At 45.8% G+C, this 14,635-nt stretch carries 12 protein-coding genes; 10 read left to right on the top strand and 2 right to left on the bottom strand.

The window, feature by feature from the left end:
• Nucleotides 1-523 precede the first annotated feature (523 nt).
• The 5 genes from HMPREF1222_RS04315 to HMPREF1222_RS04295 all read left to right on the top strand — a co-directional run bounded on the left by HMPREF1222_RS04315 (nucleotide 524) and on the right by HMPREF1222_RS04295 (nucleotide 6,323).
• On the top strand, nucleotides 524-1,438 hold the full coding sequence (locus HMPREF1222_RS04315; RefSeq protein WP_016518370.1) for an HTH domain-containing protein: 915 nt from the start codon (nucleotides 524-526) through the stop codon (nucleotides 1,436-1,438).
• Nucleotides 1,423-2,010: an RdgB/HAM1 family non-canonical purine NTP pyrophosphatase gene (rdgB, locus tag HMPREF1222_RS04310; RefSeq protein ID WP_006189638.1), complete on the top strand. Its 588-nt coding sequence runs from the start codon at nucleotides 1,423-1,425 to the stop codon at nucleotides 2,008-2,010. Before HMPREF1222_RS04315 ends, rdgB begins: the two co-directional genes overlap by 16 nt.
• A gap of 85 nt (nucleotides 2,011-2,095) precedes the next feature.
• The gene (locus HMPREF1222_RS04305) at nucleotides 2,096-2,812 is read left to right on the top strand and encodes a GTP-binding protein (protein WP_006189637.1); all 717 of its coding nucleotides are present in this window, start codon (nucleotides 2,096-2,098) and stop codon (nucleotides 2,810-2,812) included.
• Between the two features lie 29 nt (nucleotides 2,813-2,841).
• A complete protein-coding gene (locus HMPREF1222_RS04300) occupies nucleotides 2,842-3,897 on the top strand; it encodes an ATP-binding cassette domain-containing protein (protein ID WP_016518369.1) in 1,056 nt (351 codons plus the stop codon).
• 311 nt (nucleotides 3,898-4,208) lie between these two features.
• Entirely contained in the window at nucleotides 4,209-6,323 is a 2,115-nt protein-coding gene (locus HMPREF1222_RS04295; protein WP_006189635.1) for a methyl-accepting chemotaxis protein, read from the top strand.
• 85 nt (nucleotides 6,324-6,408) lie between these two features.
• On the opposite strand, the gene HMPREF1222_RS04290 is transcribed toward HMPREF1222_RS04295, so the two are convergent.
• Entirely contained in the window at nucleotides 6,409-8,151 is a 1,743-nt protein-coding gene (locus tag HMPREF1222_RS04290) for an AMP-dependent synthetase/ligase (protein WP_016518368.1), read from the bottom strand.
• 81 nt (nucleotides 8,152-8,232) lie between these two features.
• On the opposite strand from HMPREF1222_RS04290, the gene HMPREF1222_RS04285 reads away from it, so the two are divergent.
• Both HMPREF1222_RS04285 and HMPREF1222_RS04280 read left to right on the top strand, forming a co-directional pair.
• A complete protein-coding gene (locus HMPREF1222_RS04285; protein ID WP_016518367.1) occupies nucleotides 8,233-8,805 on the top strand; it encodes a C40 family peptidase in 573 nt (190 codons plus the stop codon).
• A 73-nt stretch (nucleotides 8,806-8,878) separates the two neighbouring features.
• Nucleotides 8,879-9,595, top strand: a complete 717-nt coding sequence (locus HMPREF1222_RS04280) for a hypothetical protein (protein ID WP_016518366.1) — start codon at nucleotides 8,879-8,881, stop codon at nucleotides 9,593-9,595.
• On the opposite strand, the gene HMPREF1222_RS12480 is transcribed toward HMPREF1222_RS04280, so the two are convergent.
• A complete protein-coding gene (locus HMPREF1222_RS12480) occupies nucleotides 9,492-10,064 on the bottom strand; it encodes a GTP-binding protein (protein WP_016518365.1) in 573 nt (190 codons plus the stop codon). The genes HMPREF1222_RS04280 and HMPREF1222_RS12480 overlap by 104 nt on opposite strands.
• 338 nt (nucleotides 10,065-10,402) lie before the next feature.
• Between HMPREF1222_RS12480 and HMPREF1222_RS04270 the strand changes: the two genes are divergently transcribed.
• From HMPREF1222_RS04270 to HMPREF1222_RS04260, 3 genes are all read left to right on the top strand, one after another.
• Nucleotides 10,403-11,659 carry a DUF3798 domain-containing protein gene (locus tag HMPREF1222_RS04270; protein WP_016518364.1) on the top strand — a complete coding sequence of 419 codons (1,257 nt, stop codon included), beginning with the start codon at nucleotides 10,403-10,405 and terminating at the stop codon, nucleotides 11,657-11,659.
• A gap of 353 nt (nucleotides 11,660-12,012) precedes the next feature.
• Nucleotides 12,013-13,593 (top strand): sugar ABC transporter ATP-binding protein, encoded by a 1,581-nt coding sequence (locus HMPREF1222_RS04265; RefSeq protein ID WP_016518363.1) that lies wholly within the window; start codon nucleotides 12,013-12,015, stop codon nucleotides 13,591-13,593.
• Nucleotides 13,594-14,634 (top strand): ABC transporter permease subunit, encoded by a 1,041-nt coding sequence (locus tag HMPREF1222_RS04260; RefSeq protein WP_006189628.1) that lies wholly within the window; start codon nucleotides 13,594-13,596, stop codon nucleotides 14,632-14,634.
• The last annotated feature ends 1 nt before the right edge of the window (nucleotide 14,635 follow it).

Here is a 14,635-nt window from a genome sequence, read left to right as displayed (position 1 = left end):
ATCTTTAAACTCTGTCTAGGGTTGTATGAGGTGTGGTTATGTTTTTAATATTGATAGCCGATCTTTTTCATACTCCCGCGCTGCTTCATACCCTTTACGCTCCCGCTCATCACGATAAAAATATCCATCGAATCAAGCCTATGTTGAGGCATATCTGCGGTGTCTCTGATCTATACCGGTCATATTCTGACTGCCTGTACAAGCCTGCCTCATATTATGATTGTATTTCATAAACGCCGGTATGACTGCGTAGTCTGCATAAGGCGATTTCTTTTATTAAAGCTCCCCGGGTTCCCTTAGATTTAATTTGCGACGTTTTAGTTTAAGTCATTACATTATAAAGATTTAAACTAAGGCTTGTTATCAGCTTTGCTGATGAGGCATCTTCTAAAAATCCAACCGAGTTTTTAGCGATGCCCTTAAAATTGAAGGGTCGCTATTGTTTGTCGCTGTTTCAAATTTATTCTTGGCATATATCTTGCTATGACAAAACTACAGATAAATTGCCCCCGCGGAGGAATGTATGCAAGAGAATACCGTTGAAACGATATTGACGGATTTTTCACGGCAAGACAAACGGAAAAGAGCCGTGGATGCGTTGTTTCAGTATATTTATTTTAATCTCGGTGAGTTTGGTGTCTATTGTGCAAGCGAAGATATGCGCAGCGACTTTTTGCTTTGGATCTATCCGAAACTGGAAGATATGATGAGCGGTTATAATCCCGATCGATCAATATTTCCGACCTACTTACGGATGTCTCTTTCATATAACTGGAAACTTTTTCTTAGGAGAAACCGCGAACAGGCGACTTATACCTCTATTGCGCAAGATGATCAGGAGCGGATGGCTAAGAATATACTGGAGGAACAGGATGGGCTGCAAACTTATGAATTATATGCGTCAAGTCCGTCTCCTTCATACAGCGTATTGCCTGAAAAAGAGCAATCTATTCAGGAAACAATCAGATGGAGAATAAAAAGAAAAGACATCTATACACGCTATTTTTTGGAACTGCTTTGTAAATCCTGTTTTTATATCGATGAACATTTGCTGCATACGGTTGCCGGACATTTGGGAATATCCGTCCGTAAGGTGAGGCTGTTGATTGAAGAGGCAAAAGAGCTGACCGGTAGACGGGATGCCGTGTATAATGAGTGGGCTGCTAAACGGGATTTTTATTATGTCCGGTATAAAAGTGCAACAATTCAGCTGCGTAAGGTCGATGAGTCGCATAATTCCATCATCAAGCGGTTGAAAAATCAGCAGACATACAGCTATACACGTTGGCAGGGATACTTGAAGCGGATACGGGAATATACGCGGGGACCGAGTAATCGGGCGCTTGCAAAGCAGCTGGGAATATCCCGTACAACAGTTAACAACGATCTTGCCGAGCTTAAAAAAGCGTGTTATGGTTGGTCATGCACATATACTTAGCAAGCGGTAACCGGCATAAGCAGGAGGAGTTTGCCGCTATTTTAAAAGACCACCGCATCAGCATTCCCTCCGATGCCGGTATTGTATTTGATCCTGAAGAAACGGGAAAAACTTTTTTGGAAAATGCTTTGTTAAAAGCTCGTGTATTATATGAAAGCGTTAAAAGTCCCGTAATTGCCGACGATTCGGGGCTGTGTATCGACGCGCTAGGCGGTGAGCCCGGTATTTATTCAGCCCGGTACGGTATGAAAGACGGTGTGCAGCTGGAAGCGCAGGAGCGGAATAAGCTTGTCCTGCACCGAATGGAAGGTGTAAAAAACCGCAGCTGCCGGTTTGTCTGCTGCATTGTAGTGATGCTGGATGCTCACCGTTTTTTTACGGTGCAGGAAACGTGCGAGGGCGTTATCGCAATATCGGCACACGGCGAGCACGGCTTCGGCTATGACCCCATCGTGTATCTTCCCGAAATCGGCAAAACGGTTGCGGAATTGACGGCACAAGAAAAAAACGAACTGTCCCATCGAGGAAAGGCAGGGCGCATTGCCGCTCAACTATTACGCACCGTTTCGTAACAAAAGATACTTGATGCGTTTACCCTGCAGTTTCGTAACGAATGGTACCGTATTCTGCAAATAGATATGATATGATTATCGTACTATGAATCTTTTGATTGTTTCCGGTCCGCCTTCTTCGGGCAAAACAAGCGTTATTTTAAAGACAATCGATGCGCTGCGGGCGCAAGGACTCCGTGCCGGCGTGGTGAAATTCGACTGTCTGTACACCGACGACGATGTGCTGTATGAAAAAGCCGGCATTCCCGTTCAAAAAGGCATTTCCGGCTCTCTTTGCCCCGATCATTTCTTTGTTTCCAATATCGAAGAAGTTGTGCAATGGGGCGTAAAGGAAAATTTCGATCTCCTGATAACGGAATCCGCCGGATTGTGCAACCGCTGCTCGCCGTATATTAAAAATATTCTCGGCATCTGTGTTATCGATAATCTGTCGGGCATCAATACGCCGAAAAAAATCGGTCCGCTTTTAAAGGCTGCGGATATTGTCGTCATTACAAAAGGCGATATTGTGTCGCAGGCTGAGCGCGAAGTGTTTTGCGCCCGTGTCAACACCGTTAATCCGCGGGCAGTTATCATGCAGGTGAACGGTCTGACGGGGCAAGGCGCTTTTGAATTAAGCACGCTGCTTTTTAGCCGGGATAAGGATATTTCGACGGTACAGGGAATGGAACTCCGCTTTCCGATGCCCGCTGCGCTGTGCTCCTACTGTTTGGGCGAAACGCGGGTGGGGGAAAACTTCCAGATGGGCAACATCCGTAAAATGAAGATTGCCGAATCGCAGACAATCGGAAAAAAAGAATAGGGCATCTTAAAAAATACGGGGACTATGATATGACTGCATATACCGATACCGGCCTTGTAACACATCACGCTGCGGGCGAGGCGGCAAACCTTTCAAAAGAAACAATCGAAACGCTCCTTGCGGAGTATCCGTTTATTGAAGATTTTTTTGCGGAAAACAGATTGACGGAGCTGCATATTTCGGATAATACGCAGCTCACTTTTGACGCATTCTTGCAAAGTCTTTCCGGAGAGCAATGCGAAGAATATGCCATCGATAGGGAGGCCTTATCGCACTCATTCTTTGAATACATTATTCAAATGAAGCGTTTTTTAAACGGAGATGATGCCCAAGGCATACAGAGCCTTACGATACTGCCCGGCACGGATAAGTCAGGCGAACCGGAGAATTTTCAAGATTTGATATTGTATCCGTCGCAGATTATTTCGATTGTCGGGCCGACCGGTTCCGGAAAATCGCGGCTGCTTGCCGACATCGAATGGACGGCGCAAAAGGATACGCCGACCGGCAGAACAATCCTAATCAACGGCGAAGTGCCCGATAAAGCAATCAGGTTTTCTATTAACAATAAACTGGTTGCGCAGCTTTCGCAGAATATGAACTTTGTGATGGATCTTTCCGTACGGGAATTTATCGAACTGCACGCGGAAAGCAGGCTTGTCGAAAACAAAGAAACAGCCGTTCAACGGATTATCGAGGCGGCAAATAAACTGGCAGGAGAGCAGTTTCGGCTGGATACGCCGATTACTGCGCTGAGCGGCGGACAGTCCCGGGCATTGATGATTGCCGACACTGCTATTTTAAGTTCATCCCCGATCGTTCTTATCGACGAGATTGAAAATGCAGGTATCGACCGGAAGAAGGCCTTACAACTTTTAATATCAAATGAAAAAATCGTGCTGATGGCAACGCATGATCCCGCACTTGCACTGTATGCCGATAAACGTATTGTAATTAAAAACGGCGGCATTCATGCGGTTATCGAAACTTCCGAGCATGAAAAGGCAATTTTGAATGAACTCGAATCAATGGACGCAAAAATCCAAGCACTGCGGGTTCAACTACGCGCGGGTGAGCGATTGTAGGGACTCTTCAGTAATCGCATTGTACTGTGCTGTACGGTTTTTCACGTGTACCACTTATAGAGGGATAGACTAAGTCAATCAAAATTTATATAATTTATATTGCCTAGATATAAAATCAGTCATAGAAATAAGTTCTTCTCTAAGGTAAGGGAAACAATATCCCTGCTTTGCTATTTCAGAATTGTCGAACTATGCCGTTCGGGATTTAAGTCAGTTAAATCCGATAGAAACCGGCAGTGCGGCCCTGTATAGGAGCCGTTATAGATGTCGGCGCATGAGCAGCCGAGTCCAATGCGATAGGAGACGGACGTATGGGAGATAAACTAAAGAAAAAGCGCTTTTCATTACGAAAAAAACTGATGCTGATTTTTGGACTGCTGATTTTAGGAGGCTCCAGTGTTGAGGTTGTTCTCGCAGTCCTCATTGCACGTAAGGCCGTAACGGAGAAAATTGAGACTCATTTAATAGATAAAGCTGCCGATGTCGCAGAAATTATCGATGCCAGAATACAAGCAACGCTTCAATTTGTCGAAGGGGTTGCCCGTATGCCGGATCTTAGAGATTCTTCCCTTTCATATCGGCAAAAAGCCCAGATTCTTGTGCATGAAGCCGGTCATAATGCACGGGTAGATTATTTCGGTGTCAGCACTATGGAGGGGTACCGCTATGGAACTGAGGACGGCGAGCCTCTATATGTCGGCGACAGAGATTGGTTTTTAGCCGCTTCATCAGGAAAAAGTTTTGTAGCGGAGCCTCGTATATCCCGTATTTCAAATACGATGAAGATTGTCTATGCAGTTCCTATTATTAGCGATAACAATCAAATTGTCGGCGTATTAAGCGCAGCCGTAGAAGCGAATCTTTTGTCCGAAGCAATTAAAGATATTGTTTTGGGAAAAAGGGGGTATTGCTATATACTCGGTTTAACGGGGAATACGATTGCAGATAAAGATATCGGTTTTGTCGAAGATCAATACAATTCCATCGAGGAAGCAAAAACAGATCCGACCCAAGCTCCGCTTGCGTCCTTTGAGAAACAAGCGTTACAAGCGCAAAAAGCGGGTATTGGGTATTATGATAACGATGGCGTTTCTGTAATATCTTCTTATGCTAAGAGTAAGCTGTCAGGCTGGACAATTATTATGACTGCGCCATACAACGAGCTTATGAGTTCAGTAAACGAAATGAGTTTACTGATGAACCTTATCTGGTTCATTATTTTTGTTTCCGCATTGGTTGTCGTTTACTTTGTTGCACGCCGTATCGTAAAGCCGATACAAAAGCTGGTGGAAGCACTTCGGGATATCGCGCAAGGAGAAGGTGATTTAACGGTTCGTATGGTCATAAGCGGTAATGACGAGGTTACGGATTTATCGGAGTATTTTAACGAAACGATAGAAAAAATCAGTGTTACAATAAAATCTATCGGTGCTAATAGTAACATTATGGAAGAGATCGGGAGTGAGCTTGCGTCGAATATGTCCGAAACGGCAAGCTCAATCAATCAGATCAGTACAAATATAGACGGTGTTAAGCAACAGGTTTTGACCCAAGCAGCGAGCGTTACCGAAACTGCCGCTACGGTAGAAGAAATTATCCGCACTATTAAGCAGTTGAGCAGTAGTATTGAAGCGCAGTCTGCAAGCGTTGCGCAGTCCTCGTCATCGATTGAGCAAATGGTCGCAAATATTACTTCAATCAGTCAAACGCTCAACAAGTCCGATACAATCGTGAAAGAGCTTGTCTCTGCAACAGGAGATGGAAAAGCAGCGCTGGTGACGTCCAACACGGTAACGCAAAAAATAGCGGAAGAATCCGGCTCACTTATGGAAGCGTCGAGCGTTATTCAGCATATCGCATCGCAAACAAACTTACTTGCAATGAATGCTGCCATCGAAGCAGCACATGCAGGAGAGGCTGGAAAGGGATTTGCCGTCGTTGCCGATGAAATTCGCAAGTTGGCAGAAGATTCTGCCACACAAGGGAAGACTATTACGACGACGCTTAAGATGCTGAGCAGCGAAATTGAGACGCTTTCAGCATCGTCTAAGACGGTAGAAGGAAAATTCAATGCCATTTTTACCCTTGCCGCCCAAGTAAAAGAGATGAGTGACCGTCTTACGGAGGCGATGCGCGAACAAGCGAATGGCAGCAACGAAGTATTAACTGCTATTAAAAACATCAATGCGGTAACAACGGAAGTTCAGTTCGGATCGGAAGAGATGTTGAAAGGCGGGGAAGGTGTCGCGGAGGAAATGCGCAAATTGGATAACCTAACGCGTATTATAACCGACGGTATGAATGAAATGGCTTCAGGCGCAGTACAGATTAACAACGCGGTGCAGGAAGTCAACGCGATTACGCAAAAGAATACACAAAGTATTAAGAATCTGGCTATGGAAGTTGGAAAATTTAAAGTAAACTAAACCTTATCGATATATCGAAGTTCTAGAGTTACGGCGTCCATCCGGTAAGAATAGACGCCGTGCTGGGTTTTCGCTTTTGTTAAGATTACTCGGCCTTGTTATACCGCTTAACTTTTTTGGTTGTGGTCATTTCGAGCGGTTTATCCAAAAGCGTCGTTTTGGTTATCCGCTGATAAGGTAACAATTCCTTATTCACGGTTTCAACAATCGCTTCGATTTTTTTGTATGCAGCGCTGTCTCCTGTGGGAGTACCGCGTTTGAGGTTCAGTGTTTTATACAGTTCATCGGCGGGGTATATGAGCGCTTCAATCTCTTCGCTAGTTAAGTCATTCTCAGGATGGTAACCCCGGGCGGTTATTTGCTCGATATCGTTGTAATACATCTGGAAGGCATTTTCAATTTCTTCAGGATAGACGTTCTTACCGCCTGAGGTAACGATGAGGTTCTTCGCACGGCCGCAGAGGTACAGATATTTTTCATCATCAAGCCATCCGATATCGCCGGTACGGAACCATCCGTCCTCGGATAACACCTCGGCCGTTTCTTCCGGCATATTATAATACCCTTGCATAATCATCGGCCCTTTTGCACAGATTTCACCGCGGCCGTTTTCATCGGGATCGAGGATTTTCATCTCCATATACGGATGGAAGTAACGCCCTACACTTTCGATTTTAAAATGTTCTTTCGGGTTAAGCGCGATAATCGGCGATGTTTCGGTCAGACCGTATCCCTGCACAAAATCGATACCGAATTCGTTATATGCTCTAAAAACTTCTTTTGAAAGCGGTCCGCCGCCGGAAATGGCAATGCGGAGCGTCGTAAGATTTGCTTTCGCCAATACGCTCTTAAAGAGTGTTTTACCGATATTTTTCCCCGTTGTCTTTTTAACAAGATACGATATGCCCATAAGCAACCGGATAATACCGTACACTAAAAGTCCCTTACTGCGGATTCCTTTTAAAATACCTGCAAGCAGCTTATTAAAGAGGAGCGGTACGCCGAGGAGCATTGTAATTTTCCCTTCTTTAAGTTCTCGCAGCATACGGGATACCGCAATGGATTTTCCGAATACGATTTCCGCACCGACGGAAATAGCTTCAATAAACACGGCAACCATCGTATAGGAGTGATGGAGCGGCAGCAGTGCATAAAAAACATCCGTTTCAAAGATTGTAAGGTTGGATTGTGCAATGTAACAATCGGACACGATATTCCGATGAGAAAGCATAACTCCTTTAGGATTACCCATCGTACCGGAGGTGAAGAGTATGGCTGCCGTGTCCGTTTCCCTCAGCGGGAAATAGGTCGCAAGCGGTTCTGCTTCCAAATTATATATGTAGCGATCGGTATATTTGCCGCTTAAAGAATAAACTTCGCCTATAAATGACTGAGTCTTTGCTTGTTCAAAAAAGTATTCGTATTTTTCTTCATCGACAAAGAAAAAGAGCGGTTTTGCCGTTTTTAAAAGCGATGTAATTTCATAATCGTGTAGGCCATAATCGATGGGAATAACAATACAGCCGGCATACAGTGCGCTCAAATAGACAATTGCCCATTCGGAAGAGTTTTTACCGGAAACGGCGATGTGCGTCCCTTTCTTTACACCGTGAGCAATAAGCCATCCTGCCAATTTCTTAATCGCCGCAAGCGTTTCACGATACGTGAGCGTAATACGATCGGCTTCAAAGACGGTTAAACAGTTCCTATTCGGAAAACGTTCCACCGTAATTTCAAACATTTCCGGCAGTGTCGGCCATTCGCCGGTAAACTTTTTTCCGCGCCATGCATCAAGGAATGCCCATGGCCGTTTTGACGTTTCGTACATATCGATAAGCTCCTTTACAATTTTTCGATAAAATCTTTTCAAAATTGCAATTTTTTCTTTTTTTTAGTATAACTATTTTACATGATTTGGAAAGATATACGAAGCTTTTTTTTCCGTTTATTTCTTGTACTCTCCGCGGCTGTCCTTTCTGCAGCGCCGTCTCCTAAGGATTCACAACGCATTGCTTTTGTCAATAATGCTTTAAATTATCTTGGGACACCCTATCGTTACGGCGGGCGTTCCGCTAAGGGAATGGATTGTTCCGGCCTTGTCTGCCGCAACGGCGCCGAAGTGCTGAAACTGCAAATGCCGCGCCGCTCCGATGCTATTGCCGAATATTCAAAAAGGATAACGGACGAAGAAATTCAGCCCGGCGATTTGCTGTTTTTTAACACTGCAGGCGGTATTTCCCATGTCGGTATTTACCTCGGCGCGGGGAAATTTATTCATTCGGCATCCGACGGGCCGCGTACCGGCGTGATTGTGTCGAGTATCCAAGAATCGTACTGGAAAAAAACATACCGTTTTGCCGGCAGCATTATGAAACCGGAGAATATCTTTCTAGCCGAATCTTCCGTGCCGTTCTTTTCGCGGACAACCGAGAACTGCCCTATCCATCCCGATATCCGCACAAACGCACCAAGCGCTTTTTAGCCGTGCTTGCACGTGCCTACACATACCTGCACGAAGAAAAGGCTGTTCAATTTATAAACCAATGGGAGTTGTTATGATGAAAATACTATACCGCATATTGGGCTGCTGTGCTGCGGTCTGCATTACGGCTGCGTGTTCTTCTTCGGCGCATATTGTCATACGGGATACTGCGGATTACAGCTTAACTGCAGAGTTTGTTCCAAGCAGCTTATTGGAAAAGAATATTACGCAGTTACTAAAACAGAAGAATGAACAAGTTGACGGACAATCCGTGTTTAATACCCAAGAGCTTAGGGAGACGCTGTCGCAGTCGGGTATCACCGTCAAAGAAATCACCGTAAACGGTTCGATGGGTTTGCGTCTCGCATGTACCGTGCCGCATAATCATGAGCTGCTTAAAGATGTTATCAGCTACGATGGAAACGAGCGGAAAACTTCGGTCAGCCTTTCACCTAAAAATATCGCGTCGTTTTTGGAGATGCTGCCGCAGGAAAGCAGGGATTTTATTGATATGCTGATGGCGCCGCTGTTTACCGGCGATAAAATACCGCCTGCGGAATATGAAGAACTGATCGGCGCCGCTTACGGAAAAAAACTTGCAGGAGAACTCCGCAGCGCCGAATTTGTGCTAACCGTCGATGTACCGTACAAGATTCAGGCGGCGCGCATCACTCCGGTCGGAACCGTTACGTTACCGACGAAGACTGAAAAAACTTCCCGCGCTTCGGTACGTATTCCGCTGATCGATCTGCTGTGTACCGTCGGTACGATAGAGGTGCAGCTGCAGTAAACGCCTTGCGGAGCCGTTCCCGATCGAGCTTTTGACCGATGATTACGGCTTTCGATTCGGGCATCGGATCGCAGACGGCAACGGTGTACTGCCTATCGACAATATCGAATTTTGTCCATTGTCCGCCTATCTGCGTAAAACCCTTTGCACGGTAGACGGTACCGAAGTATCCGCGGAGCAATGCGGTCAGCAATTCCAGAAGGTCATTGACAGTGTCGACTGCAACACCGGTAAAACTGATGTTTTCCAAATCGGGTGTATGGTCTTTTTTGGGGAGCGCTATTGCACGCTGCGTATTCAGCGGAGTACACAGCAGTTTTTGCCACCATTCAGCGGGCTGGTTGAAGTACGGGGTGTCGAGGATTTCCGCATGAGGATTTATCGTACGGAGTATCGCGGTGATGCGGCCTAACTCTTCGGCTGGAGTATTTTCTATTTTGGAAAGAAGTAAGATAGTAGGTAAACACAAAACGCTCTTAGCGATTCTCTTAACGATTTATGCATAAAAATACTATTTCCCGTATTTATTCTTGCATATTTATACATAAAACACTTGACATTTTTTATATAAGAACTTAGTATCAAAAAAACAGCAGTTTTCTAAAGCAGGAAGCTTTTAAACGCTGCCGAATGTAAGCGATATCGCTCTATGATATCCTTACACTCGACCTGTTCAATAACTTCGTTGTCGAACAGGTCGACGAGTTCTAAATCGTACAAATAGCACGATTTAGAACATCGCATTTCAAAGTAGCCTGTTCCGAAACGGAAGTTTCCGAACAGGTTTGCTATCAAAAGGGGTTGAATATGAAAAAAAGAATGCATGCCGTATTCGTTTTACTGGCCGCTGTACTTTTGAGTGCGTCCGTATTAGGGTGCAGCAAAAAAGCGGAAACACAACCGGGGAAAACAGACTCGGCGTCTAACGGCAAGACTGCTTCGTACCATATCGGTATTGCAACGGGAACCGTGTCTCAATCGGAGGATGATCTCCGCGGGGCGGAAAAACTGATAGAAATGTACGGTTCCGCCAAGACGGGTGGGATGATCCAGCATATCACGTATCCTGACGACTTTATGTCGCAGCAGGAAACGACTATTACACAAATAGCCGCACTCGCGGATGACCCGCTGATGAAAGCTATTATCGTCAATCAGGGTATTCCCGGAACGGCAGAAGCGTTTAAGCGTGTGCGGGAAAAACGCCCCGACATATTGCTGTTTGCCGGTGAACCGCATGAAGACCCGCTTGTCATTCAAGCATCCGCCGATATGGCAATAAGCAATGACTTCGTATCCCGCGGATATACTATTATTTGGGCTGCTAAAGAGCTCGGCGCAAAGACATTTGTCCATATTTCTTTCCCGCGGCACATGTCGTATGAAACACTCGGTCTCCGCCGTCAGATTATGGAAGCTTCTTGTAATGACCTTGGGATAAAATTTGTGTTTGAAACCGCTCCCGACCCCACCAGTGATGTCGGTGTTGCCGGTGCGCAGCAGTTTATCCTTGAAAAAGTTCCGCAGTGGGTAGAAAAATACGGCAAAGAAACCGCATTCTTCTGTACGAACGATGCCCATACGGAGCCGCTCTTAAAGCAGTTGTTACAGTACGGCGGTATCTTTGTAGAAGCCGATCTTCCGTCTCCGTTAATGGGATATCCGGGAGCGCTCGGTATCGATCTTACCGAACAAGCGGGCGATTTTGCCGCTATCTTAAAGAAGGTTGAGCAGTCCGTTATCGACAAGGGCGGCGCAGGCCGGTTCGGTACGTGGGCATACTCTTACGGCTTTACCGTCAGTGCAGGTTTAGGCGAATATGCCCGCCGCATTATCGACGGAGAAGCGGAGAAGGGAAGCCTTGCAGATTTGTCAAAGGCGCTGGGAGTGTTTACTCCTAATGCACGATGGAAGAGCGCATACTATACGGATGCGAATACCGGCGTGCGTGCAAAAAATCAGGCGTTGGTATTTATGGATACTTATATTCTTGGGAAAGGCTTTTTGCCGACAACCGAGCAAGAGGTACCGCGTCAATACTTAAATATGAAATTTAATAAATAATACGGACTGTTAAATTAAGGCACATTGATGGTGTGCCTTAATTTAACGCCGAGTTTGCCGTTCGGCAAACATCGCTGATTATATGTGCGCTTTTCGCGCACGAATGCAGCAGTTTCCAAAGTTCAAACTTTGTTCAACTGTTGCATTATACGGACTATTTAAAAAAAGCCTCCTCAGAAGAACGGGTACATGGAAAGTTTTGAAGTGTACCCGTTTTTTTTTAACGGATGGTAAAGAGGTTTTATGTTGCTTTTACGTACGAGGGGTAACCCTAAGACATTGATATATTATTATAGAAGGCATCTTTAAAAAAACGATATCTTGAGCGATGCCCATAAGGATTATAGAAATTTATGAATAATGATGAAGTCATCTTATCACTTGATCATATTACGAAGGACTTTTCCGGGACTCCCGTTTTACAAGGCGTGAGTTTTGATGTCCATGCGGGAGAAGTGATCGGTTTGGTAGGAGAAAACGGCGCCGGGAAAACGACATTGATGAGCATTCTGTTCGGTATGCCGGTTATCGCCGAGACAGGCGGATACGGCGGTACCGTAAAAATACTGGGAAAAGAAGTTGTTTTTAAGACTCCATTTGACGCCCTTCAAGCAGGTGTCGGAATGGTGCATCAAGAGTTTTCGTTAATTCCGGGTTTTTCTTCCGGTGAGAATATTATGCTGAACCGCGAACTTGAACAGGAGAGTATTATTTCGGATCTCTTTGGGCGGCGGCTTACAACATTGAATCGGAAAGCGATGCATGAGCGGGCGCAGAACACACTCAATCAACTCGGTGTTTCGATCAGCTCGAAAACGCATATTTCCGAAATGCCTGTCGGGCATAAGCAGTTTACCGAAATTGCCCGCGAAATAGACCGCGATAACGTACGGCTTTTGGTACTGGATGAACCGACCGCCGTTCTTACCGAATCCGAAGCGGAGGTGCTGCTAAAATCTATCAAAGCGCTGGCGGCAAAGGGAATTGCGGTTATCTTTATTTCCCACCGTCTGCATGAGGTGATGGAAATTTGCGACAGGGTTGTCGTACTGCGCGACGGTGTTTCGATTTTAGATACGGAAACGGCAAAGACGGATATTCCGGCGATTGCGGCTGCAATGGTCGGGAGAAAGGTGGAAGGTCAAACCGCCGAAAAGACGGTGCGGCAATTTGACGAAACCATCCTTGAGGTAAAACATCTATGGGTAGATATGCCGGGAGAGCTGGTTAACGATGCAAGTTTCTCCGTTAAAAAAGGAGAGATATTCGGTATCGGCGGTTTGGCGGGGCAAGGAAAAATCGGTATTCCCAACGGTATTATGGGGCTTTTCCGTGCAGGCGGCGAGGTTATCTTTAAAGGTAAGCCGCTCGATATTACCAAAACCGCAAAAGTTCTTTCGGAAGGAATTGCGTTTGTCTCCGAAGACCGGCGCGGCGTCGGCCTTTTACTGGATGAAAGCCTTGACTGGAATATCGCGTTTACGGCTATGCAGGCAAAGCATAAATACTTAAAAAAATATCTCGGCGGGTTAATCACCGTCCGTGACGAAAAGGCGATGAAAGCGCTTGCCGACGATTATATCAAAATGCTGCAAATTAAATGCACCGGTTCCCAGCAAAAAGCACGGGAACTTTCCGGCGGCAATCAGCAAAAGCTCTGTCTGGCAAAAGCGTTTTGTCTGGAACCCGATTTGCTCTTTGTTGCGGAGCCGACGCGGGGAATTGACGTAGGCGCAAAAGCCCTTGTGCTGGAAGCAATCCGTACATTGAATAGAGAAAAGGGCGTTACTGTTGTGATGATTTCGAGTGAGCTTGAAGAGCTGCGGTCTGCGTGCGATCGTATTGCCGTCGTATTCCAAGGCAAGGTTGCTCACGTACTGCAGCCGTCCGAAGATCCGGCTGAATTTGCGCTTTATATGGCAGGAGTAAAATAAATGGAACAGTTAAAAAAACAGATTGCGGCATTCGGATGGCCGCGTATTATTATTTTCTTGTTTTTATTGTCGTTGTTTATTGCCGCCCCTTTTGTGAACGTCAGTATCGGTGCTTCCCTTTCGGATACGATAAACCGCTTCGGTATGAATGCCCTCTTGGTGCTTGCGATGGTGCCGATGATACAAGCAGGATGCGGTCTTAACTTCGGCTTGTCTGTCGGTGTTATCGGCGGGTTGCTCGGTGCAACAATCGCAATGGAACTGAGCTTAACCGGATGGGGAGGCTTTTTTTCAGCCGTCTTGTTTACGGTGCTCATTTGTGCGGTAATCGGATATGCCTACGGTAAGCTTTTAAATCTGATTAAAGGCGAAGAGATGACCATCGCTTTGTATGTCGGGTTTGCGTCGGTTATGTTCATGTCGATTTTATGGCTTTTATTACCGTACAGCAATCCGACAATGGTGTGGGGCTATGCGGGAAAAGGCTTGCGTACGACAATCACCCTTGAAGGATACTGGCTGAAAATCCTTAACAATTTATGGGCATTTCAAATAGGTTCGTTCGTATTCCCGACGGGACTTATTCTCTTTGTCTTTATCTGCTTCTTTATTATGAAGGTATTTATGAAGACACGGACGGGAACTGCGTTGACCGCCGTCGGTTCAAATCCCGAATTTGCACGGGCGAGCGGCGTGAATATAGACCGCGCGCGGATTATCAGTACGGTGCTGTCCACCGTCATCGGCGGCCTCGGCATTTTGCTGTATCAGCAAAGTTTCGGATTTATTCAGCTGTATCAAGCCCCGCTTTTTATGGCGTTTCCGGCCGTAGCGGCTATTCTTATCGGCGGTGCATCGGTCAATAAAGCGTCGATTTTAAATGTAATGCTGGGGACATTTTTGTTTCAGGGCATTTTGACAATGACCCCTTCCGTTATTAACAGCGTATTGCAAACCGATATGTCGGAGGTTATCCGTATTGTTCTGTCAAACGGTATGATCTTGTATGCACTAACGCGGAAGACGAAGGCGGCGAGGTAGA

The sequence above is a fragment of the Treponema vincentii F0403 genome, from assembly GCF_000412995.1.
Lineage (GTDB): Bacteria > Spirochaetota > Spirochaetia > Treponematales > Treponemataceae > Treponema > Treponema vincentii.
This window is presented reverse-complemented; position numbering and strand designations above follow the sequence as displayed.

Excerpts from the sequence above, each read along its gene's own strand:
- HMPREF1222_RS04315 (WP_016518370.1), top strand. The coding sequence starts at position 524 with ATGCAAGAGAATACCGTTGAAACGATATTGACGGATTTTTCACGGCAA.
- rdgB (WP_006189638.1), top strand. The coding sequence starts at position 1,423 with ATGCACATATACTTAGCAAGCGGTAACCGGCATAAGCAGGAGGAGTTT.
- HMPREF1222_RS04305 (WP_006189637.1), top strand. The coding sequence starts at position 2,096 with ATGAATCTTTTGATTGTTTCCGGTCCGCCTTCTTCGGGCAAAACAAGC.
- HMPREF1222_RS04300 (WP_016518369.1), top strand. The coding sequence starts at position 2,842 with ATGACTGCATATACCGATACCGGCCTTGTAACACATCACGCTGCGGGC.
- HMPREF1222_RS04295 (WP_006189635.1), top strand. The coding sequence starts at position 4,209 with ATGGGAGATAAACTAAAGAAAAAGCGCTTTTCATTACGAAAAAAACTG.
- HMPREF1222_RS04290 (WP_016518368.1), bottom strand. The coding sequence starts at position 8,151 with ATGTACGAAACGTCAAAACGGCCATGGGCATTCCTTGATGCATGGCGC.
- HMPREF1222_RS04285 (WP_016518367.1), top strand. The coding sequence starts at position 8,233 with ATGATTTGGAAAGATATACGAAGCTTTTTTTTCCGTTTATTTCTTGTA.
- HMPREF1222_RS04280 (WP_016518366.1), top strand. The coding sequence starts at position 8,879 with ATGATGAAAATACTATACCGCATATTGGGCTGCTGTGCTGCGGTCTGC.
- HMPREF1222_RS04270 (WP_016518364.1), top strand. The coding sequence starts at position 10,403 with ATGAAAAAAAGAATGCATGCCGTATTCGTTTTACTGGCCGCTGTACTT.
- HMPREF1222_RS04265 (WP_016518363.1), top strand. The coding sequence starts at position 12,013 with ATGAATAATGATGAAGTCATCTTATCACTTGATCATATTACGAAGGAC.
- HMPREF1222_RS04260 (WP_006189628.1), top strand. The coding sequence starts at position 13,594 with ATGGAACAGTTAAAAAAACAGATTGCGGCATTCGGATGGCCGCGTATT.